Raw genomic sequence first — 20,635 nt, forward strand, 5'->3', positions numbered from 1 at the left:
GCAGGTCTCCTACGACTGGGGCCGGTTACTGCGGCGGGTTGCCGTGCTTGCGGGACGGCAGGTCGGCGTGCTTGGTGCGCAGCATCGCCAGGGACCTGATCAGCACCTCACGCGTCTCGGCGGGGTCGATCACGTCGTCGACCAGGCCGCGCTCCGCCGCGTAGTACGGGTGCATCAGCTCGGCCTTGTACTCCTTGACCATCTTCTGGCGCATCGCCTCGGGGTCCTCGGCCTCGGCGATCTGCCGGCGGAAGATCACGTTGGCCGCGCCCTCGGCGCCCATGACCGCGATCTCGTTGGTCGGCCAGGCATAGGTGAGGTCGGCGCCGATGGACTGGGAGTCCATGACGATGTACGCACCTCCGTACGCCTTGCGCAGGATCAGCGAGATCCGGGGCACGGTGGCGTTGCAGTACGCGTACAGCAGCTTGGCGCCGTGCCGGATGATGCCGCCGTGCTCCTGGTCGACGCCGGGCAGGAAGCCGGGGACGTCGAGCAGGGTCACGATGGGGATATTGAAAGCATCGCACATCTGGACGAAGCGGGCGGCCTTCTCCGAGGCCTCGATGTCCAGGACGCCCGCGAGGGCCTGCGGCTGGTTGGCGACGATGCCGACGACCTGGCCGTCGAGCCGGGCCAGGGCGCAGATGATGTTGCGCGCCCAGCGCTCGTGGATCTCCAGGTAGTCGCCGTCGTCGACGAGCTCCTCGATCACCTTGGTCATGTCGTACGGACGGTTGCCGTCGGCCGGGACCAGGTCGAGCAGGACGTCGCCGCGACGCTCCGCCGGGTCGTCGGACTCGACGGTCGGCGGGTTCTCCCGGTTGTTCTGCGGGAGCATCGAGAGCAGGTAGCGGACCTCGGCGAGGCAGGTCTCCTCGTCGTCGTACGCGAAGTGCGAGACGCCGGAGGTCTCCGCGTGGACGTCGGCGCCGCCGAGCCCGTTCTGCGTGATGTTCTCGCCCGTCACCGCCTTGACGACATCGGGACCGGTGATGAACATCTGCGAGGTCTCGCGGACCATGAACACGAAGTCGGTGAGCGCCGGGCTGTAGGCCGCGCCGCCCGCGCACGGGCCGAGCATCACGCTGATCTGCGGGATGACGCCGGACGCCTTGGTGTTGCGCTGGAAGATGCCGCCGTAGCCGGCGAGCGCGGAGACGCCCTCCTGGATACGGGCGCCCGCGCCGTCGTTGAGGGAGACCAGCGGGGCACCGGCCGCGATGGCCATGTCCATGATCTTGTGGATCTTCGTGGCGTGGGCCTCGCCCAGGGCGCCGCCGAAGATCCGGAAGTCGTGCGCGTAGACGAAGACCGTGCGGCCCTCGACCGTGCCCCAGCCGGTGATGACACCGTCGGTGTGCGGCTTCTTGGCCTCCAGGCCGAAGCCGGTGGCGCGGTGCCGGCGCAGCTGCTCGACCTCGTTGAACGAGCCCTCGTCGAGAAGCAGCTCGATGCGCTCGCGCGCCGTCAGCTTGCCCTTCGCGTGCTGGGCGTCGGTCGCCTTCTCACTCGGCCCGGCGATGGCCTGCGCACGGATCGCGTGCAGCTCGGCCACACGTCCACGGGCATCGGTGGGCTCGTCCCCCGGGTTCGAGGCGCTGTCGTCCAAAACGGTCATGTAGTGACCTTACGAAACGCACCCCTGAAAACGGTCCGTCGACTCCGTACAGTCTCCGGCCCGTTTTCCTGGTAGCCCTGAACAGAACCCTGTCGCCAGAGGCCCGAAGTGACTGCTCAGCACGGGTCCGCCTTGTAGACGTCACACAAAGCCGCGCCCTGAGACCCGCCTCACACCGCCTCACACCGCCTCGACGACAGCGCACCCGCGCACACCCGAAAGGGCGACCTTGACCGGATCGCGCTGTAATCAAAGGAGTACGCACTGTTTGATGTTGAAAGTTGAACATCATCGCGCTACAGTCGGAGCAGTTGATGGTTCAACGTTCAACATCACTGCATCACTCCCTTTGGCACCACCCGTGCCGCCCGTCCCCAAGGAGCACGTCATGGGCATCTTCGGCCGCAAGAACGAGTCCACCGCCACCCCCGACGCCGCCGCGGCGGCCAACCCGGACCTCGCCGCCGTCACCGGCGAGTACACCGTCGACCCCGCTCACACCACGCTCGGCTTCGTCGCCCGGCACGCCATGGTGACCAACGTGAAGGGCAGCTTCAGCGACTTCACCGGCTCGCTGCACCTGGACGGCTCGGACCCGGCGAAGTCCACCGCCTCGTTCGACGTGCAGATGGCGAGCATCTCGACCGGTAACGAGGACCGGGACGGCCACCTGAAGAGCGCCGACTTCTTCAAGATCGACGAGTTCCCGACGATGACCTTCCGGTCGACCTCCGCCGAGTCCCTGGGCGGCGACGACTACCGCATCACGGGTGACCTGACGATCCTCGGCACCACCAAGCCGATCAGCATCGACCTGGAGTTCAACGGCGTCGCGAAGGACCCGTTCGGCAACGAGCGCGTGGGCTTCGAGGGCAAGTCCGAGATCCTCCGTTCGGACTGGGGCCTGAGCTGGAACGCCGCGCTGGAGACCGGTGGCGTCCTGATCTCGGACAAGATCAAGCTGAACTTCGACATCTCGGCCATCAAGGAGGTCTGAGGTTCAGCCACGAGTTGCGGCGGTCACGGATTGCGTGGCCGCCAACTCGGCGTTGCGGGCGTCCCGTTCGGCACGGGTGACCTGAGCGCGGGGGTGTGGAATGCTGCGGGCACCGTCGGACCGACCGCCCGGAGAACGATGAACCCCGCCTGGACCCGATGACGCCGGCACGTGAGCGGAACGTCGACGCCGAGAGCGTCCGACGGGAGATCCTCGACGAGGGCGCGGGCTCCGCACCCTACGTGCTGCGCGACACCCGCGTCACCGGCGTGCTGCGGCTCGACGGCGCGGAGGTCCGGCGGGCCGTGCGGTTCGAGACGTGCCGGTTCGACGAAGCGGTGAGCCTCGAAGGCGCGAGCACGCTCGGCATAGCGTTCACGGAATGCGTACTGCCGGGGCTGCGGGCCTCGACGGCCCGGTTCGGCGGACGCGTCGACCTGCCGCGGTCGACGATCGGCGAGCGCGACGGGGCCGAGAGCGCGGTGGACCTGGTGCACGCCGACATCGCGGGCGGCGTCCGGCTCGACGGGGCACACCTGGTGGCGCCGGGACGGGTCGCCCTGGAGGGCGGCGGGGCCGTCGTGCGCGGCGGCGTGTTCTGCGAGCCCGGATTCGTCGCCGAGGGCGAAGTCGGCTTCCCCGGCGCCGAGTTGCCGGGCGGACTGTGGATGCGCGGGGCACGGATACGGGTGGGAGCGGCAGACGCGTACGCGTTCCAGGGCGACGGTCTCAGCGCCTCGAACGTACGGTGCCAGGGCCTGCGGGTGGACGGCAGGGTCCGGCTGCGCGGGGCGAGGGTGACGGACCTCGTCTCGTTCCAGGACGCCGAACTCGGCGGTACCGGCTCGTCGTTGATGTGCGTCGGCCTGCGCGCCGAGGCCCTCGACCTTGCGTTCGCGCGCACGCCTGCGGGCGGGGTGAACCTGCGGAACGCCTACGTGGTCAGGCTCCAGGACTCCCCCTCCACCTGGCCCGCGACGCTGGGCCTCGACGGACTGACGTACGACTGGCTGGGCGACGTCGCCCCGAACCGCCGCGAGGACGTCACGCGCCGCCTCGCCTGGCTGCGCCGCCAGCCCGTCTACGCGCCGCAGCCCTACGAGCAACTCGCCGCGCACTACCGGCGGTCCGGCCACGAGGACGAGGCGCGCCGGGTCCTCCTCGTACGGGAGCGCACACGGCGGGGCACGCTCGGACCGGCCGGGAAGGCGTGGGGTCGGCTGCTCGACGGGACCGTCGGGTACGGGTACCGTCCCTGGATCGCCGGGATCTGGCTCGGGCTGCTCACGCTCCTCGGCTCGCTCGTCTTCCACGCGCACAGGCCCGTGCCGAACAAGCCGGGCGAGGGCGCTCCGTTCAACCCGGTCGCGTACACCCTCGATCTGCTGGTGCCGGTCGGCGGCCTCGGGCAGCGGGACGGCTGGCACTGGGCCGAGGCGGGCGTGCAGGGCCTCGCGTACGCGCTGATCGCGGTCGGCTGGATCCTGACGACGACGCTCGTCGCCGGGGTGACGCGGACACTCAGCAGGGGGTAGCCGCACGTGACGCGTGCCACATTCCCGCGTCGCCGTGTCACAATCCGCGCGCCCCGGTCCGTCTCCTCCGTGAGCAGCTCACGGGAGGAACCGCATGTCCGCACGCACGGAACGCACCACCCACACCCCCGCCACAGGTGAACGCCTCGCCGACTGGGCCGACGGGCGGCTCGGGATCCACGGACTCGGCCGCGCGTATCTGCGCAAGGTGTTTCCCGACCACTGGTCGTTCATGCTGGGCGAGATCTGTCTCTACACCTTCCTCATCCTGATCCTCACCGGCGTCTACCTGACGCTCTTCTTCCATCCGTCGATGAACGAGGTGACGTACAACGGCAGTTACGTGCCGCTGAAGGGCATCCGGATGTCGGAGGCGTACTCGTCGACGCTCGACCTGAGCTTCGACGTGCGCGGCGGTCTGCTCATCCGGCAGATCCACCACTGGTCGGCGCTGATCTTCGTCGCGGCGATGTTCGTGCACATGATGCGGCACTTCTTCACCGGCTCGTTCCGCAAACCCCGCGAGCTGAACTGGCTGTTCGGCTGGCTGCTGCTGTTCCTCGCGCTCTTCGAGGGCCTGCTCGGCTACTCGCTCCCCGACGACATGCTCTCCGGCGCGGGCATGCGGCTGATCGAGGGCATGACGCTCGCCGTCCCGGTCGTCGGCACGTATCTGTCGTTCTTCCTGTTCGGCGGCGAGTTCCCGGGGCACGACATCGTGGCCCGCTTCTACTCGATCCACATCCTGCTGCTGCCCGGCATCATGGCGGCGCTCGTCGTCCTCCACCTGATCCTGGTCTTCTACCACAAGCACACCCAGTATCCGGGCCCGGGAAAGACCGAACGCACCGTCGTGGGCGAGCCGTTCTTCCCGAACTACGTCGCCAAGGCCGGCGGCTTCTTCTTCCTCGTGTTCGGCGTGGTGACGCTCGTCTCGGCGGTCGCGTCGATCAACCCGGTCTGGGTGTACGGCCCTTACCGCCCGGACCATGTCTCCACGGGGGCCCAGCCGGACTGGTACCTGGGGTTCGCGGAGGGGCTCGTGCGCGTGATGCCGGGCTGGGAGGTCGTGGTGGGCGGCCACACGCTCGCGCTCGGCATCCTCGTGCCGTTCCTGGCGTTCCCGCTGTGGCTGGTGCTGATCGGGGTGTACCCGTTCGTGGAGGCGTGGATCACCGGCGACAAGCGCGAGCACCATCTCCTGGACCGGCCGCGGAACCGCCCCGTCCGTACGGCGCTCGGGGTGGCCTGGCTGACCGGCTTCCTCGTCGCGATGGCGGCCGGCGGCAACGACCTCTGGGCCACCCACTTCCACCTCTCGGTGAACGCCATCACCTGGTTCGCGCGGGTGGCGCTGTTCGCCGGACCCGTCCTCGCGTTCGTCGTGACGAAGCGGCTGTGCCTCGGGCTCCAGCGGCGCGACCAGGAGAAGGTCCTCCACGGCCGGGAGACGGGCCTGATCAAGCGCCTCCCCCACGGCGAGTACGTCGAGGTCCACGAACCCCTGGACCAGGGCGAGTCCTACCGTCTCACCCAGCACGAACAGCCCGCCGCCCTGGACCCCCTCCCGGCCGAGGACGAGCACGGCGTACGCCGCCGGGTACGGGCGGCGCGGCGGCTGCGGGTGGCGCTGTCGCGGTGGATGTTCGCCGATCAAGCCCCGCCGGCGATTGAGGCGCGGGGTCCGGGGCGGAGCCCCGAGACGTCGGACCGCTAGAACCCTCCGCCGAAGTCGCCGCCACCACCACCGAAGTCGCCGCCACCCCCACCGTCACCGAACCCGCCACCGAAATCACCCGGGTCGAAGTCGGAGCCGGAGACGTCGCCGCCCTCGAAGCCGCCGCCGAAGTCACCGCCGCCGTAGTCCGACGCGTAGGCGGGGCTCGCCAGCATGGAGCCGAGCACGGTGCCGACCAGCAGGCCCGGCAGCATGCCGCCGCCGAAGTAGCCGCCGGCCCACGGGCCGTAGGCAGGACCGGCGTCGTAGTACGGGCGGCGCTCCCCCGCGCCCGCGTCGACGGTGCGCACGTGCGGGTCCTCGCCGTCCCGCAGCCGCGCCGCGTCCGCCGCGCAGACCGGGACCTCGCGGGACGAGCCGCCGGGCGGCGTCCACAGCGCGTCCTCGGTGGAGGGGCCGTGGCGCGGGTCGAAGAAGCAGGGCGCCCTGCGCTCGGGCAGCGGGCGGCCCTCGCGGCGCGCGGCGAGCTGCGCGAGAGAACCGGCCGTCCTCGAGGGCCTGCGTCACGCCGCGTACGTCGTCGGGGCGCTGGGCGTCGCTCATGTACTGCTTGGCCTTCTCGTACGCGTCGAGCGCCCGCTCGAAGTCCGCGCGCATCGCGTCGTCGGCACCGGCCTCGGCCGGGTGGAAGTCGAGCCGGTCGAGTTCCTCGCCGAACGCCGTGATGTCCTCGTCCACCACGACCCGCAGCTTGTCGAGGGCCTCGCGCCGCTCCTCCTCGCGCTTGCGCCGGTTGCGCCTGCTCAGGGCGTACACACCGGCTCCGCCGAGCACCACGACCGCGCCCACGCCGATCAGGGGACCGGCGGAGACGCCGTCGTCGTCGCCGCCGCCCCAGGAGGAGGGCGCGGAGCCCTTCGCCGTGCGGAGCGAGATGCTGACGAAATCGTCGAGCTGGCTCTTGGCCGACTGGCGCCGCACGCTGCTCGCCGCGCTCTTGACGGCCTGCTGCGACATCACCTCATGGTCGGCTCGCGCGTCGAACGCGTCACCGAGCCGCACCCCGTACACGCCCACGATCCCGGTCTTCGTCCGCAGGTCGGTGAACAGGTCCTGCTTGGGGAAGTCGGCGGGCAGCACCGCCACCATCACCGGCTTGTCAGCGTCCTTGATCTTGTTCTTGAGCGCGTCGACGTCGTCCGACGTCAGCCCGTCGGCCGCGCCGGGCGCGACGTAGACGGGACTCTTCTGCAAGGCGGCCGCCACCGTGGAGACGTCCGTGGCGGCCGAGGCGGGTGGCGCCACCGCGAGGGTGGCGCCCAGGACGAGGAGCGGGGCGGCGAGGGCTGCGAGGTAGGGCCTCATGCCCTCGACGCTAGCTCAACGGAGCCCGATCCGGCCTACTCGACCGGTTCCACGCCCGCCCGCAGCAGACCGTACGTGTACGCGTCCTCCAGCGCGCCCCACGACGCCGCGATCACGTTCTCGGCGACGCCGACCGTGGACCACTCGCCGGTGCCGTCGCCCGTGGAGATCAGGACGCGGGTCGTGGAGGACGTGCCGTGCTTGCCCTCCAGGATGCGGACCTTGTAGTCGAGCAGCTCCAGCTTCGCGAGCTGCGGGTAGATCCGCTCCAGGCCGACGCGGAGCGCTCGGTCGAGGGCGTTCACCGGGCCGTTGCCCTCCGCCGTGGCGACGATGCGCTCACCCTTGGCCCACAGCTTCACGGTGGCCTCGTTGGCGTGGGAGCCGTCGGGGCGGTCCTCGACGATCGCGCGCCAGGACTCGACGCGGAAGTACTTGCGCTCCTTGCCCTCGACCTCGGCGCGCATCAGCAGCTCGAACGAGGCGTCCGCGGCCTCGTACGTGTAGCCCTGGAGCTCGCGCTCCTTGACCCGCTCGACGACCCGGCCGACCAGCTCGCGGTCGCCGCCGAGGTCGACGCCGAGCTCCTTGCCCTTGAGCTCGATGGAGGCGCGGCCCGCCATGTCGGAGACCAGCATCCGGATGTGGTTGCCGACGAGGTCCGGGTCGATGTGCTGGTACAGGTCCGGGTCGACCTTGATCGCGGAGGCGTGCAGGCCCGCCTTGTGCGCGAACGCCGAGACACCGACGTACGGCTGGTGCGTGGACGGGGTGAGGTTCACGACCTCGGCGATGGCGTGCGAGATGCGGGTCATCTCGCGCAGCGAGCCCTCGGGGAGGACCTTCTTGCCGTACTTGAGCTCGAGGGCGGCGACGACCGGGAAGAGGTTGGAGTTGCCGACGCGCTCGCCGTAGCCGTTCGCCGTGCACTGGACGTGGGTCGCGCCCGCGTCCACCGCGGCGAGGGTGTTCGCCACCGCACAACCCGTGTCGTCCTGGGCGTGGATGCCGAGCCGGGCGCCGGTGTCGGCGAGGACGGTGGAGACGACGGCCTGGACCTGGGCGGGCAGGAAGCCGCCGTTGGTGTCGCAGAGGACGACGACGGAGGCGCCGGCCTCGTGCGCGGCCCGGACGACGGACTTCGCGTACTCGGCGTTGGCGCGGTAGCCGTCGAAGAAGTGCTCGCAGTCGACGAAGACCCGGCGGCCCTGCGCGACCAGGTACGAGACCGTGTCGCGGACCATCTCCAGGTTCTCTTCGAGGGTCGTGCGCAGGGCCAGCTCGACGTGCCGGTCGTGCGACTTGGCGACCAGGCAGACCACCGGGGCGCCGGACTCCAGAAGGGCCCGTACCTGCGGGTCCTCGCTCGCCTTGGCGTTCGCCCTGCGGGTGGCGCCGAAGGCGACGAGCTGCGCGTGCTTGAAGTCGATCTCTTCCTGCGCGCGGGCGAAGAACTCGGTGTCGCGGGGGTTGGCGCCGGGCCAGCCGCCCTCGATGAAGCCCACGCCGAACTCGTCCAGGTGCCGTGCAATGGTCAGCTTGTCCGCGACGGTGAGGTTGATGCCCTCGCGCTGCGCGCCGTCGCGCAACGTGGTGTCGAAGACGTGGAAAGCGTCGGAGGAATCGTCGAGTTCAGTGGGCTGTGCACTGGGACGTTCACTGAGGCTGCTGCTCATGCTGATCTGGCTCCTGATGGGGATTCTCGGTCTACCGGAATGACCGGCTCCACCGTCCATCTATGATCCCTCGCGCTCTCCGACTGGCTGTGGGTGGGCCAGAAACAGAAAAACCTCTCGCGGGTGCGAGAGGTCTGCGCGCGGGTCGAGGACGACGGTGTCCACCTGTACCGGGTCGTACGAGGTGGTCACTGCGGACCGGCGCGCCTGCTGCCAATAATCGTGGCGAACGAGAGCACGCCCGCAGTCTGCCACAGCCCGGTCAAGGACCGGGCTGTGGTCTCACCATGCGGTCAGGCGACCTGCTTGGCCGGTTCGGTGCTGGTTTCCCCGGACTTGACCCGGTTCAGGTCGATGTCCCGGGTCTCGCGCATCGACAGGTAGACGATCAGCGAGACGGCCGCGCAGCCGGCGACGTACCAGTAGAAGCCGGACTCGACGCCCGCCTCCTTGAACCAGAGCGCCACGTATTCGGCGGTGCCGCCGAACAGCGCGTTGGCGATGGCGTACGGGAGGGCGACGCCGAGGGCGCGGATGCCCGTCGGGAACAGCTCGGCCTTCACGCAGGCGTTGATCGACGTGTAGCCGGTGACGATGACGAGGGCGAGCAGCGACAGGCCCAGGGCCGGCCAGAAGGAACCCGCGTGCTGGAGCAGCGTCATGATCGGCACGGTCAGGAAGGTGGAGCCGACCGCGAAGGTGATCAGGAGCGGGCGGCGGCCGATCCGGTCCGAGAGCGCGCCCGCGACCGGCTGAAGGCAGGCGAAGACGACGAGCGCGCAGAACGACACGAGCGTGGCCGTCTGCTTGCTCAGGCCCGCCGAGTTGGACAGGTACTTCGTCAGGTATGTCGTGTACGTGTAGTACGCGACGGTGCCGCCCATGGTCAGCGCGATGACCAGGAACGCCTCGCGCTTGTGCGCCCACAGCGCCTTGATGGTGCCCTTGTCGTCGCCGCCCACGGTGGCGTCGTCGTCGGCCGACTCCTCGTAGACGTCGGTCTCCAGCATGCTGCGGCGCAGGTAGAAGATGATCGCCGCCCCGAGGGCGCCGATGATGAACGGGATGCGCCAGCCCCAGCTGTGCAGCGCGTCGTCGGACATCGTGTTCTGGAGCAGGATCTGCAGGCCCAGGCCGACGATCTGGCCGGCGGTCATCGACACGTACTGGAAGCTGGAGGCGAAGCCGCGCTTCTCGGGCGAAGAGGCCTCGGTGAGGTACGTGGCGCTGGCCGCGTACTCGCCGCCGACCGAAAGGCCCTGGAGCAGTCGGGCGATGAGCAGCACGACGGCGCCGCCGTATCCGGCCACCGCGTAGGTCGGCGCGACGGCGATGAGGACCGCCGACGCGGACATCAGGGTGACCGTGAGCGTCAGTGCCGCCTTGCGGCCCTTCCTGTCACCGACCCGGCCGAGCAGCCAGCCGCCCACGGGGCGCATGAAGAAGCCGACGGCGAAGATGCCGGCGGTGTTCATCAGCTGGGCGGTCGGATTGCCGCTCGGGAAGAAGGATCCCGCGAAGTACGTCGCGAAGCTCGCGTACACGAACCAGTCGAACCACTCGACCATGTTCCCGGCCGAGCCGACCAGGACCTTCTTCCATTGTTCTCGTCCCATGATCGGCACGATGCGGGAAACGTCCTGCTCAGGGCAAGGGTGTACCTGACAACGATCGCGCTTACTTGCGTTCATTCTGTTCACGGGCGAGTTCGGCGAACGTCGCGAGCCAGTGGTCGGTCGTGAAATCGCCGCTCTCCACGGCCGGGAGGCCCGCGTCGAGGTGCTCCTGCGCGGCCTTCGTGAGCCGCTCGCGTACGAGTCCGTCGGGCAGCGCGTTCGCGATCGCGCGGAGGGCGGCGGCGCGGGAGAGCGCGAGGCCGAGGAGGTGGCCGATCTGCGGGTCGCTGTGGTCGGAGACGACCGGTACGTCGAGCAGGGGGCAGGGCGCGTCGGCGGCGAGGGCCGGGAGGAAGCGGTCCAGCCAGGCGGCGAAGTCGTCGGCGTTCCCGAATACGCGGCGCATCGCGTCGGCCTCCGTCAGGGACGGCGACAGGAAGTCCTGGCCGGAGGGCTCCCAGTGGGCGGGCGCGTCGTGGTCGTCGGCGAACCAGCTGCGCAGACGGTCCCGTACGGCGTCGAGCGTGCGGGCGGGCAGTCCGGCCCGCTCCCCCGTGTCGAGGATCAGGCCGAGGGCGAAGGCGCTGTTGGGATGGTTGCCGTGGCGGACGGGATACGTGGCCTTCGGGAGCCAGTCCGTGAGGAGGCGGTCGACGGCGTCCACGGCGGGGGCGAAGGCGTCGGACCAGCGCGTCCCGTGGCACTGCGCCGCGAGCGCGATCAGCCAGGCCCAGCCGTAGGGGCGCTCGAAACTCGGCCGGGCGAGGAGGTATTCGGCTTCCCGGGCGAGGTTCTCGCGGGTGAGGTGGCGGTCCAGTACGTCGGAGTGGACCTCGGGCCGGGTCCGCAGCAACAGCCAGTGCATGTGCACGGCGCTGTGCCAGTCGTAGGCGCCGTAGAAGGCGGGGTGGAGGTCGGACGGTCGGGGCTGGTCGTCTGGGGAAGTGGTGAGATGGGCGGTGAAGTTGGGGTATTCGCGGGTGACGTTGGCTGCCGCCAGCTTGGCGGTTTCGTCGCGGGTGAGCATGTCGTGTCCGTTTCGGTTCGTCGCCGGGTGCGGTGCTGCTGTGGTCCGGTTCGCGCAGTTCCCCGCGCCCCCAAGAGATCAGTGCGTCGCGCCCTCCGTTACCCGGAGGTCGTCCGTGGTCGATGCCGCCGCGAGCAGCAGCGCCCGGATGCCGGTGGCCACCGTTTCGAACGGGAGGGCGGGCGCCGTGCCGTCCGTGACCTGTTCCGGCGCCCACGGCACGTGGACGAAACCGCCCCGGACGCCCGGGAGTTCCGTGGCCAGAAGGTGCGCGAGGCCGTACGCCACGTGGTTGCACGTGAACGTTCCGGCCGTGTTGGACAACGCCGCCGGGACCCCCGCCTCCCGCATCGCCGCCACGCACGCCTTCACCGGCAGCGTGGAGAAGTACGCGGCCGGGCCGCCCGGCACCACCGGTACGTCGATCGGCTGGGCTCCGGCGTTGTCGGGGATGCGGGCGTCGTCGACGTTGATGGCGATCCGCTCGACGGTGACGCCGGGGCGGCTGCCCGCCTGGCCGAGGCAGACGACCAGGTCGGGCGCCACCTCCGCCACCGCAGTCCGCAGCGCCGCGATCGACTCACCGAAGACGCACGGGAGTTGGACCGCCGAGACGGACAGGCCCTCCGGCGGCGCGGCGGCGACCGCCTCCGCGGCCTGCCAGGAGGGGTTCACGGACTCCCCGCCGAACGGTTCGAACCCGGTGAGCAGCACCCGAGTCATCTCTGGACCTCCTAGAACGCGAAGAACGCCATGATCACGGTGCAGCAGCCGAGGAGCGCGAACCCCGTGGGGAGTTGCGCCTTGATCGGCCCGTACTGGTCCTTCAGTTCGAGGAGTGTCGCCGGGACGATGTTGAAGTTGGCGGCCATGGGCGTGACGAGCGTGCCGCTGAAACCGGCGAGCATGCCGATCGCGAGGATCGCCACCTCGTTGCCGTGCATCTGCTGGATGAGCACCGGCCAGCCGATCGCCGCCGTCATGACGGGGAACGCCGCGAAGGCGTTGCCCATGATCACGGTGAACAGGAACATGCCGACGCAGTACGCGATCACGGCGAAGTACTTGGAGTTGTCCGGCAGCACCGCGTTGGTGATCTTCCCGACCTGGGTGCCGACGCCGGCGACCGCGAAGATCGAGCCGAGGACCGAGAGCAGCTGCGGGAGCAGCAGCGCGGATCCCATCGCCTCCAGCATCGAGCGGCCGGAGTGGATCGGCGTCGACACCTTGCGCTCGCCGGTGACGAACATCCCGACGACGAGCGCCACGACGCAGCCGACGCCGAGCCCGAGGAGGGTCGCCTGGCCCGTCTCGAAGATGCCCGAGTCGTCGAGGAAGGAGGCGCAGATGATCGCGACGAGCGGGATGGTGAGCGCCGGGATGAAGAGCTTGTTGCCGAGGCGCGCCGCCGACTTCTCGCGCTGCTCCTGCGTGGTGGTGACCGGTTCGCCCTTGCCTATGAAGTTGAACCCGGCCAGGGCGATCAGCGCGAGGACCGCGACGCCGAGCGGTTCGGCGGGCAGCGCCTTCGAGCCGCCCGCGACCCCGGTGCCGTAGGGGAAGGTCAGTCCGAGCAGCCCCCAGAAGGCGGCCGACGTCCAGCGCTTGGGGTTGGTCCGGTCCCTCGCCATCTGCACCGCCATGACGACGAAGACGAGACCGATCAGCCAGTAGAGCCATTCGACCTTGATCACTTCGAGCGCTCCTTCGGCAGCGGGATCTCGTGTTCGGCGGCGGCGAGCGCCATCTCGCGCTCCAGCTTCCTGTCGAGGAGCAGCAGCCGGGCGCCGTGGATGACGAAGGCGCAGACGGCCAGCGGGATGGCCCACAGCGCGAGCTGGGTGGGCTCGAGGTGCTCGTGGTACGTCGAGTTCACGAATCCGGTGATCAGCAGGATCGAGCCGATCGCGATGAAGCAGTCCTCACCGAAGAAGACGCCGACGGTGTCGGCGGACGCCGAGTAGGAGCGGACCTTCTCGCGCAGCTTGTCCGGCAGCACGGCTCCCGCCTTGCGTTCGGCGGCGGCCTCGGCCATCGGCGCGACGAGCGGGCGGACCGCCTGGGCGGGGCCGCCGAGGTTGTTGAGGCCGAAGGCGGCGGTGACCTGGCGGACCAGCAGATACGCGGTGAGGAAGCGGCCGGCGCTGAGCTTGCCGAGTTTCCCGATGAGGGTGCGGGCCTGTTCGCGCAGTCCGTAGCGCTCCAGGAGGCCGATCACCGGCAGCACGATGGCGAAGACGGTGACGGAGCGGCTGTCGGCGAAGGAGGTGCCGAAGGCGGCGAGGATCTCCAGCGGGTTCATCTTGCCGAGCAGCCCGGTGACGATGCCGGCGACACCGACCACGAGAACGGGATTGCGGCGCGTGACGAATCCGAGGATCACCACGAGCACGCCGAGCAGAACGATCATGCGGCGGCCTTTTCGATGAGGGACGCACTTATGGATGAGAGATGTGGATGAGAGATGCACGGACCTTAGGGGATCGTTCAACGATCTAACAAGAGGTTCCGGAATTCGGACATCCAAAAGAGGCGCCGACCTCGACCCTTGTCGGATCGTTCAACAATCCTTTACGTTGAGTCCGTGATCCAGGACGTCATCGACCTCAATGCCGACCTCGGCGAAGGCTTCGGCCGGTGGACCCTCACCGACGACGAGGCCCTGCTCTCCGTGGTGACCAGTGCCAACGTCGCCTGCGGCTTCCACGCCGGCGATCCCTCCGTGATGCGCCGGGTCTGCGACCTGGCCGCCGAGCGGGGCGTACGGATCGGGGCGCAGGTCTCGTACCGGGACCTCGCCGGGTTCGGGCGGCGCGCGATGGACGTGCCGCCGGACGAGCTCGCCGCCGAAGTGGCGTACCAGATCGGGGCGTTGCGGGTGTTCGCCGAGGCTGCCGGGGCCGAGGTGTCGTACGTGAAGCCGCACGGGGCGCTCTACAACCGGACCGTGCGCGACGCGGAGCAGGCCCGCGCGGTCGTCGAGGGTGTCCGGCTCGCGGGTGGGGGGCTGCCGGTTCTCGGGCTTCCCGGGTCTCAATTGCTTTGCGCTGCCGAGGAGTTGGGGCTGCGGGGTGTGCGTGAGGCCTTCGCCGATCGTGCCTACACCCCCGAGGGCACGCTCGTGCCGCGCCGCGAGCCGGGCGCCGTCGTCGAGGACGCGGACGCCGTGGTGCGCCGGTCCGTCGCGTTCGCGGTGGACGGCGGGGTCGAGGCGGTCGACGGGTCCCATGTCGCCGTCGCCGCCAGGTCGTTGTGCGTGCACGGTGACACCCCGGGCGCGGCGGCGATCGCGGCGCGGGTGCGGGTCGCGCTCGAGGGCGCCGGGGTCAAGGTCGGGGCGTTCGCGTGAGCGTGAGCGAGCGCGCGGGCCTGCGCGTACGGCCCGCCGGGCGGCACGCGCTGCTGGTGGAGTTCGCCGACGCCGAGCACGCGGGGGCGTTCCACGCGGAGGTGCTGCGCAGGCGGGGCGCGGGGGTGCTGCCGCCGGTGCGGGAGATCGTGCCGGGGGCGCGGACGGTGCTGCTCGACGGGGTGGCGGAGCGGGATGCGCTCGCGCGTCAACTGGGCGAGTGGGAGGTGCCGTTGGGGGCCGTGGCGGACGGGGACGTCGTGACGATTCCCGTCGTGTACGACGGTCCGGATCTGGCCGAGGTGGCGGGGTTCTGGGGGGTGTCCGAGGAGGAGGTCGCCGCGCTGCACTCCTCGTACGAGTACCGGGTGGCGTTCTGCGGGTTCGCGCCCGGGTTCGGGTATCTGGCCGGGTTGCCGGAGGAGTTGCGTGTGCCGCGGCGGGCGACTCCGCGAACGCGGGTTCCCGCGGGGGCGGTTGCCCTTGCCGGGCCGTACTCGGCTGTGTATCCCCGGTCTACGCCGGGTGGGTGGCAGTTGATCGGAACCATGCCGGACCCTGCGGGGCTGTGGGATCCGTCGCGGGAGCCGGCGGCGCTTTTGGCCCCTGGTACCCGGGTTCGTTTCGCCGCTGCGGGGTTGACGACTCGGGGCGCTGCCCCGGACCCCGCGCCTCAATCGCCGGCGGGGCTTGAAATACCTGGATCGGGGCACCAGTGATGACGCTCAAGGTCGGGGTCGTTCGGGCCGGGGCGCTCACCACCGTGCAGGATCTTGGGCGCGTCGGTCATGCGTATCTGGGGGTGCCCCGTTCAGGGGCGCTGGATGTGGAGGCCGTCCGGCTCGGCAACCGGCTCGTCGGGAATCCCGAGGACGCCGCCGTCCTCGAGACCACGCTCACCGGGTGCGCGCTGCGCCCCGACCGTGGCGTCACCGTCGTCGTGGGCGGGGCGCCCTGCCCGGTCACCGTCGACGGCGCGCCCGCGGCCTGGGGAGTTCCCGTGTACGTACCGGCCGGGGCGACCCTGGACGTGGGGGCCGTCAGTGCCGGTGTGCGGTCCTACGTCGCCGTCGCCGGTGGCATCGCCGTCGAGCCCGTGCTCGGCAGCCGGTCCACCGATCTGCTGTCGGGGCTCGGGCCGGCGCCCTTGAGCGCGGGGGACGTGCTGCCCGTCGGGGAGGCACCCTTTGCGCGGCCCGCCACGCCGGTGGCCGCGCCGTGGCCCGCTCCCCCGGTCGAACTCGTGCTGCCGGTGCGGTTCGGGCCCCGTGCGGACTGGTTCACGGAGGCCGCGCACCGGACCTTCGTCACCGCCACGTACACCGTCTCGGGCAACAGCAACCGGATCGGGCTGCGGACCGAAGGGCCCGCCCTTGAGCGGGAGTTGGACGGTGAGCTGCCCAGTGAGGGGATGGTGCTCGGCGCGGTGCAGGTGCCGCCGGACGGGCGGCCCGTGGTGTTCCTCCACGACCACCCGACGACCGGCGGTTACCCGGTGATCGCCGTCGTGGACGAGGACGCCCTCGGCGCGGCGGCCCAGGCGGCGCCCGGCACGCCGCTCCGGTTCACCCTCTAGGTTCGTTCCACGCTCTCGTCCAGGAACTCCCGTACGTGGCCCATGACATGGTCCCGGTCCGCGCGCAGGCCGATCGCCACCGCGATGGAGAAGCCGTCGAGCAGCGCCCGCAGCCGGGTCGCGAAGCGGTCCGGGTCGAGCGGGCGGAACTCGCCGTGCGAGATTCCCTCCGCCAGCAGCGCCACGAGGTCGCGGTGCCAGGCCCCCTCGATGGCGGCCTGGCGGGCGCGCGCGTCGTCGTCGGCGTTCCGCGAGCGGTTGAACACCTCCAGCCACAGCGTCCAGTGCGGGTCGCGCGGCGCGTCCGGCACGTACAGATCCACGTACGCGTCGAGACGGTCGCGCGCCCCGGCCACGCGCACGAGCAACTCCCGCCGCCGCGCGCCGAGTCGGCCCTCGCTCCACTCCAGCGTGCGCAGCAGCAATTCGTCCTTGCTGCCGAAGTGGTACGCGAGGTGTCCGCTGCTCATGCCGACCTCGCGGCCGAGCGCGGCGAGGGTCAGCCGCTCAAGACCGTGTTCGGCGATCATCGCCATGGTCGCGGCGAGCACGTCCTCGCGCGGCGGCGCCGGTGTGCGCCGGCGCTGCGTCCCGGTCACCGCTCAGGCCCCCGCGACCGGCTGCTGCTGGGTGATGCAGTGGATGCCGCCGCCCGCCGCGAAGATCGTGCGGGCGTCGACGAGGGTGACGGTCCGGGACGGGAACAGCTTGCGGAAGATGGCCGCGGCCTCCTCGTCGTTCGGGTCGTCGAAGCCGCACAGCACGACGCCGTCGTTGCAGAGGTAGTGGTTGATGTACGAGTAGTCGACCCAGTCGCCGTCCTCGTCCGTGAGGACGGTCGGCGCGGGGACCTCGACGATCTCCAGGGGCCTGCCCTGCGCGTCGGTCTGCCCGGAGAGGGCGCCGATGATCTCGCGGCTGACCTCGAAGTCCGGGTGCGCCGGGTCCCGCTGGGAGTGGACGAGGACGACACCCGGCGCCGCGAAGGCCGCCACGATGTCGACATGTCCACGCGTGCCGAACTCGCCGTAGTCCGCGGTGAGTCCGCGCGGCAGCCAGATCGCCTTGGACGTGCCGATCCGGGCGTGGATCTCGGCCTCGACGTCCTCCTTGGAGCGGTCCGGGTTGCGGCCCGCGTCCAGCTGGACGGTCTCCGTCAGAAGCACCGTGCCCTCGCCGTCGACGTGGATGCCGCCGCCCTCGTTGACGAGCGACGTCGCGTGCACGGGCACGCCGGCGAGGTCCGCGACATGGCGCGCGATCTTCGCGTCGTGCTCCCAGCGGGCCCAGCTCTGCGCGCCCCAGCCGTTGAACGTCCAGTCCACGGCGGCCAGTTCACCGGCCGCGGACTTCACGAACGTAGGGCCGATGTCGCGCATCCACGCGTCGTCCAGGTCCCGCTCGACCAGTTCCACCGACGGATCGAGGAGCGCTCTCGCGGACTCCGACTGGCCCGTGCCGACGATCATCGTCAGCGGCTCGTGGCGGCGCACCGTGTTGGCGACCTTCGCCCACGCGGCCCGCGCCCCGGCCAGTTCGGCCTCGTCGGAGAAGGTCGGGTTGGGGCCCGGCCACGCCATCCACGTGCGCTCGTGCGGGGCCCACTCGGGCGGCATCACATACGGCATCGACATCAGGTGACCCCTTAGAGGAAGTAGAGGCGGTTGAGGGAGACGGACTCGGCCGGCTCGGAGCGGAGCGGGTCGCCGTCGAGGGTGACGAGGCCGGTGCGCTGGTCCACGTCGACCGCTCCCGTACGGGAGTTGAGGCGCAGGTCGGCCGGGCCGATGCCGCGGGTGCCGCGCACCGCGACGCGGCGCCTGCGGGTGGGCATCGTGTCGTGCCCGTCGTCGACGGCGGCCTGCGCGACGAAGGCGACCGACAGCTCGGCGGCCGTCGCGCCGTACGCCCCGAACTGCGGGCCGAGGACGAGCGGTTCGCAGGTGTCGGTGGCGGCGTTGGGGTCGCCCACCACCCCGTACGCGGGGAAGCCGGACTTCAGGACGAGCTGCGGCTTCGCGCCGAAGTACTCGGGGCGCCACAGCACGATGTCGGCCATCTTGCCGGGCTCGAGGGAGCCGATCTCGTGCGAGAGGCCGTGCGCGATGGCGGGGTTGATGGTGAGCTTCGCCATGTAGCGCAGGACGCGCTCGTTGTCGTGGCCGACGCCCGGGTCGCCGAGTTCGCCCTTCATCTTCCCGGCCATCGCGAACGTACGGCGCACGGTCTCCCCCGCGCGGCCCATGCCCTGCGCGTCGGACGACGTGATGCCGATGGCGCCCAGGTCGTGCAGCACGTCCTCGGCGCCCATCGTCCCGGCGCGGATCCGGTCGCGGGCCATCGCGGCGTCGCCGGGCAGGTCCGTCTTCAGGTCGTGGACGGAGACGATCATGCCGTAGTGCTCGGCGACGGCGTCCCGCCCGAAGGGGAGGGTGGGGTTCGTGGAGGAGCCGATGACGTTCGGGACGCCTGCCATCTTCAGGACGTTCGGGACGTGGCCGCCGCCGCAGCCCTCGATGTGGAAGGCGTGGATGGTGCGGCCTTCGAGGACCTTCAGGGTGTCCTCGACCGACAGGCATTCGTTCAACCCGTCGCTGTGCAGGGCGACTTGGACGTCGTGCTCCTCGGCGACGCGCAGCGCCGTGTCCAGGGCGCGGGTGTGCGCGCCCATGTCCTCGTGCACCTTGAACCCGCAGGCGCCGCCCTCGGCGAGCGCCTCGACCAGCGGTGCGCCGTCGGAGGACGAACCCCGGCCCAGGAAGCCGATGTTGACCGGCCAGGCGTCGAAGGCGGAGAACGCGTGCTTGAGCGCCCACGGCGAGTTGACGCCGACGCCCCAGACCGGGCCGAACTCCTGGCCGATGATCGTCGTCACGCCGGAGGCGAGCGAGGCCTCCATGATGCGCGGCGACAGCAGGTGCACATGGGTGTCGACGGCCCCTGCGGTGGCGATCATGCCCTCGCCGGAGACGATCGTGGTGCCCGTGCCGACCACGACGTCGACGCCGTCCAACGTGTCCGGGTTTCCGGCCCGGCCGACGGCGTGGACGCGCCCTTCGCGGATGCCGATGGAGACCTTCCTGATCCCCAGCGCGGCGTCGATCACCACGACGTTGCTGATCACGATGTCGCAGGTGTCGCGGACCGCGGCGGCCTTCAGGTGCAGCCCGTCGCGCGCGGTCTTGCCGAATCCGGCGAGGAACTCGTCCCCGTAGGCCTGGGAGTCGGACTCGACCTCGATGGTGAGCCCCGAGTCCCCGAGCCGGACGCGGTCACCGGCGCGCGGGCCGTGCGTCCCCGCGTACTCGTACGGGGTCAGTCGGCGGGCTTCGGCGGCGTGGCCTCCGGGGCGGCTCATCGACCGGCCTCCTCTTCGGTCGTGTCCGGTACGCCCAGGTATCCGCAGGCGGCGGCGCGGCGCAGGGCTTCCTCGCGGGCGCCGGGCGCGTCCAGCGGTCCGTCGACGAGGCCCGCGAACCCGATGGCGACCCGGGCCCCGCCGATCGGCAGCAGCCCGACGTCCTGCGTCTCCCCCGGCCCGAACCGCACCGAAGAACCCGCGGGCACCGCGAGCCGCATCCCGTAGGCCTTGTCCCGTACGAAGTCCAGGCGCGGGTTGGCCTCGAAGAAGTGGAAGTGGGAGGTGACGGAGACGGGGACGGTCGCCGTGTTGGTGACGGTCAGCGTCAACTCGGGCCGGGGGTCCTCGTGTTCGGGGCCCGGCAGCAGGGCGCCGGGGCCCGCGTCCCCTTCGGTGGCGCCGATCGGGTCGCTCACGACCGCGAGCCGCGAACCGTCGTCGAAGACCGCCTCCACGTGCACCTCGGTCACCACCTCGGCGACGCCCGGCAGCACGTCGCCGGGGCCGAGCGCGGAGCGCGCCGCGTCGATCGCCTCGGCGAGCCGCTTCCCGTCGCGGGCGGCCTCGCAGACGGTGTCCGCGATCAGGGCGGTGGCCTCCGGCACGTTGAGCCGCAGCCCGCGGGCCTTGCGGGCCCGCGCGAGCTCGGCGGCGCCGAACAGCAGCAGCCGGTCGCGTTCCGTGGGGGTCAGTCTCACGCCGTCACGCCTCCTCGTCGTTCTTAGAACGTCACTCTAAACCTATCGGACCCGGAGAGTCAGCTTCCGGTTGTCTGGTGGCCGCGTGCACATAGAGCGCCATTCCAATGACAGGGGCAGCCGGGAGCTGGGACCA

Annotated in this window: 17 protein-coding genes and 1 pseudogene; 6 read left to right on the plus strand and 12 right to left on the minus strand. The window is 70.7% G+C overall.

The window, feature by feature from the left end:
* Positions 1-25: 25 nt before the first annotated feature.
* Positions 26-1,621 carry an acyl-CoA carboxylase subunit beta gene (locus ACP4E5_RS15795; protein ID WP_425829123.1) on the minus strand — a complete coding sequence of 532 codons (1,596 nt, stop codon included), beginning with the start codon at positions 1,619-1,621 and terminating at the stop codon, positions 26-28.
* A 388-nt stretch (positions 1,622-2,009) separates the two neighbouring features.
* On the opposite strand from ACP4E5_RS15795, the gene ACP4E5_RS15800 reads away from it, so the two are divergent.
* The 3 genes from ACP4E5_RS15800 (at position 2,010) to qcrB (ending at position 5,870) form a co-directional block, all read left to right on the plus strand.
* Positions 2,010-2,618: a YceI family protein gene (locus ACP4E5_RS15800; protein ID WP_425829125.1), complete on the plus strand. Its 609-nt coding sequence runs from the start codon at positions 2,010-2,012 to the stop codon at positions 2,616-2,618.
* A 158-nt stretch (positions 2,619-2,776) separates the two neighbouring features.
* Positions 2,777-4,153 carry a pentapeptide repeat-containing protein gene (locus ACP4E5_RS15805; RefSeq protein ID WP_425829127.1) on the plus strand — a complete coding sequence of 459 codons (1,377 nt, stop codon included), beginning with the start codon at positions 2,777-2,779 and terminating at the stop codon, positions 4,151-4,153.
* A gap of 94 nt (positions 4,154-4,247) precedes the next feature.
* Positions 4,248-5,870, plus strand: a complete 1,623-nt coding sequence (gene qcrB / locus ACP4E5_RS15810; protein WP_425829129.1) for a cytochrome bc1 complex cytochrome b subunit — start codon at positions 4,248-4,250, stop codon at positions 5,868-5,870.
* On the opposite strand, the pseudogene ACP4E5_RS15815 reads toward qcrB, so the two are convergent.
* The 7 genes and pseudogenes from ACP4E5_RS15815 to ACP4E5_RS15845 all read right to left on the minus strand — a co-directional run bounded on the left by ACP4E5_RS15815 (position 5,867) and on the right by ACP4E5_RS15845 (position 13,925).
* Positions 5,867-7,196 (minus strand): annotated as a pseudogene (locus tag ACP4E5_RS15815) (hypothetical protein). The gene qcrB and the pseudogene ACP4E5_RS15815 sit on opposite strands and share 4 nt — an antisense overlap.
* A gap of 35 nt (positions 7,197-7,231) precedes the next feature.
* Positions 7,232-8,872 carry a citramalate synthase gene (gene cimA / locus ACP4E5_RS15820; RefSeq protein WP_425829131.1) on the minus strand — a complete coding sequence of 547 codons (1,641 nt, stop codon included), beginning with the start codon at positions 8,870-8,872 and terminating at the stop codon, positions 7,232-7,234.
* Between the two features lie 293 nt (positions 8,873-9,165).
* On the minus strand, positions 9,166-10,488 hold the full coding sequence (locus ACP4E5_RS15825; protein ID WP_425829133.1) for an MFS transporter: 1,323 nt from the start codon (positions 10,486-10,488) through the stop codon (positions 9,166-9,168).
* Positions 10,489-10,549: 61 nt separating this feature from the next.
* Positions 10,550-11,515, minus strand: a complete 966-nt coding sequence (locus ACP4E5_RS15830) for a DUF2891 domain-containing protein (protein ID WP_425829135.1) — start codon at positions 11,513-11,515, stop codon at positions 10,550-10,552.
* A gap of 78 nt (positions 11,516-11,593) precedes the next feature.
* Positions 11,594-12,238, minus strand: a complete 645-nt coding sequence (gene pcp, locus ACP4E5_RS15835; RefSeq protein WP_425829137.1) for a pyroglutamyl-peptidase I — start codon at positions 12,236-12,238, stop codon at positions 11,594-11,596.
* Between the two features lie 11 nt (positions 12,239-12,249).
* Positions 12,250-13,209, minus strand: a complete 960-nt coding sequence (locus ACP4E5_RS15840; RefSeq protein WP_425829139.1) for a DUF979 domain-containing protein — start codon at positions 13,207-13,209, stop codon at positions 12,250-12,252.
* The gene (locus ACP4E5_RS15845; RefSeq protein WP_425829141.1) at positions 13,206-13,925 is read right to left on the minus strand and encodes a DUF969 domain-containing protein; all 720 of its coding nucleotides are present in this window, start codon (positions 13,923-13,925) and stop codon (positions 13,206-13,208) included. The genes ACP4E5_RS15840 and ACP4E5_RS15845 overlap by 4 nt, the downstream gene beginning before the upstream one ends.
* Positions 13,926-14,099: 174 nt before the next feature.
* Between ACP4E5_RS15845 and ACP4E5_RS15850 the strand changes: the two genes are divergently transcribed.
* The 3 genes from ACP4E5_RS15850 to ACP4E5_RS15860 are packed head-to-tail and all read left to right on the plus strand — an operon-like array spanning position 14,100 to position 16,440.
* Positions 14,100-14,864, plus strand: a complete 765-nt coding sequence (locus ACP4E5_RS15850; RefSeq protein WP_425829143.1) for a LamB/YcsF family protein — start codon at positions 14,100-14,102, stop codon at positions 14,862-14,864.
* A gap of 2 nt (positions 14,865-14,866) precedes the next feature.
* Positions 14,867-15,583, plus strand: a complete 717-nt coding sequence (locus ACP4E5_RS15855; RefSeq protein ID WP_425841362.1) for a 5-oxoprolinase subunit B family protein — start codon at positions 14,867-14,869, stop codon at positions 15,581-15,583.
* Complete coding sequence (locus tag ACP4E5_RS15860; RefSeq protein WP_425829145.1) at positions 15,583-16,440, plus strand: 5-oxoprolinase subunit C family protein; 858 nt, start codon at positions 15,583-15,585, stop codon at positions 16,438-16,440. The genes ACP4E5_RS15855 and ACP4E5_RS15860 overlap by 1 nt, the downstream gene beginning before the upstream one ends.
* Here the strand turns inward: ACP4E5_RS15860 and ACP4E5_RS15865 are convergent.
* The 4 genes from ACP4E5_RS15865 to ureA all read right to left on the minus strand — a co-directional run bounded on the left by ACP4E5_RS15865 (position 16,437) and on the right by ureA (position 20,499).
* A complete protein-coding gene (locus tag ACP4E5_RS15865) occupies positions 16,437-16,976 on the minus strand; it encodes a TetR/AcrR family transcriptional regulator (protein WP_425841365.1) in 540 nt (179 codons plus the stop codon). The two genes, ACP4E5_RS15860 and ACP4E5_RS15865, sit on opposite strands and share 4 nt — an antisense overlap.
* Before the next feature lie 66 nt (positions 16,977-17,042).
* Positions 17,043-18,068 (minus strand): agmatine deiminase family protein, encoded by a 1,026-nt coding sequence (locus ACP4E5_RS15870; RefSeq protein ID WP_425841367.1) that lies wholly within the window; start codon positions 18,066-18,068, stop codon positions 17,043-17,045.
* A gap of 17 nt (positions 18,069-18,085) precedes the next feature.
* Positions 18,086-19,798: an urease subunit alpha gene (locus tag ACP4E5_RS15875; protein WP_425829147.1), complete on the minus strand. Its 1,713-nt coding sequence runs from the start codon at positions 19,796-19,798 to the stop codon at positions 18,086-18,088.
* A complete protein-coding gene (gene ureA, locus ACP4E5_RS15880) occupies positions 19,795-20,499 on the minus strand; it encodes an urease subunit gamma (protein ID WP_425829149.1) in 705 nt (234 codons plus the stop codon). The genes ACP4E5_RS15875 and ureA overlap by 4 nt, the downstream gene beginning before the upstream one ends.
* Between the last annotated feature and the right edge of the window lie 136 nt (positions 20,500-20,635).

The organism is Streptomyces fractus (genome assembly GCF_049844455.1).
In the GTDB taxonomy this organism is placed as follows: Bacteria; Actinomycetota; Actinomycetes; order Streptomycetales; family Streptomycetaceae; genus Streptomyces; species Streptomyces fractus.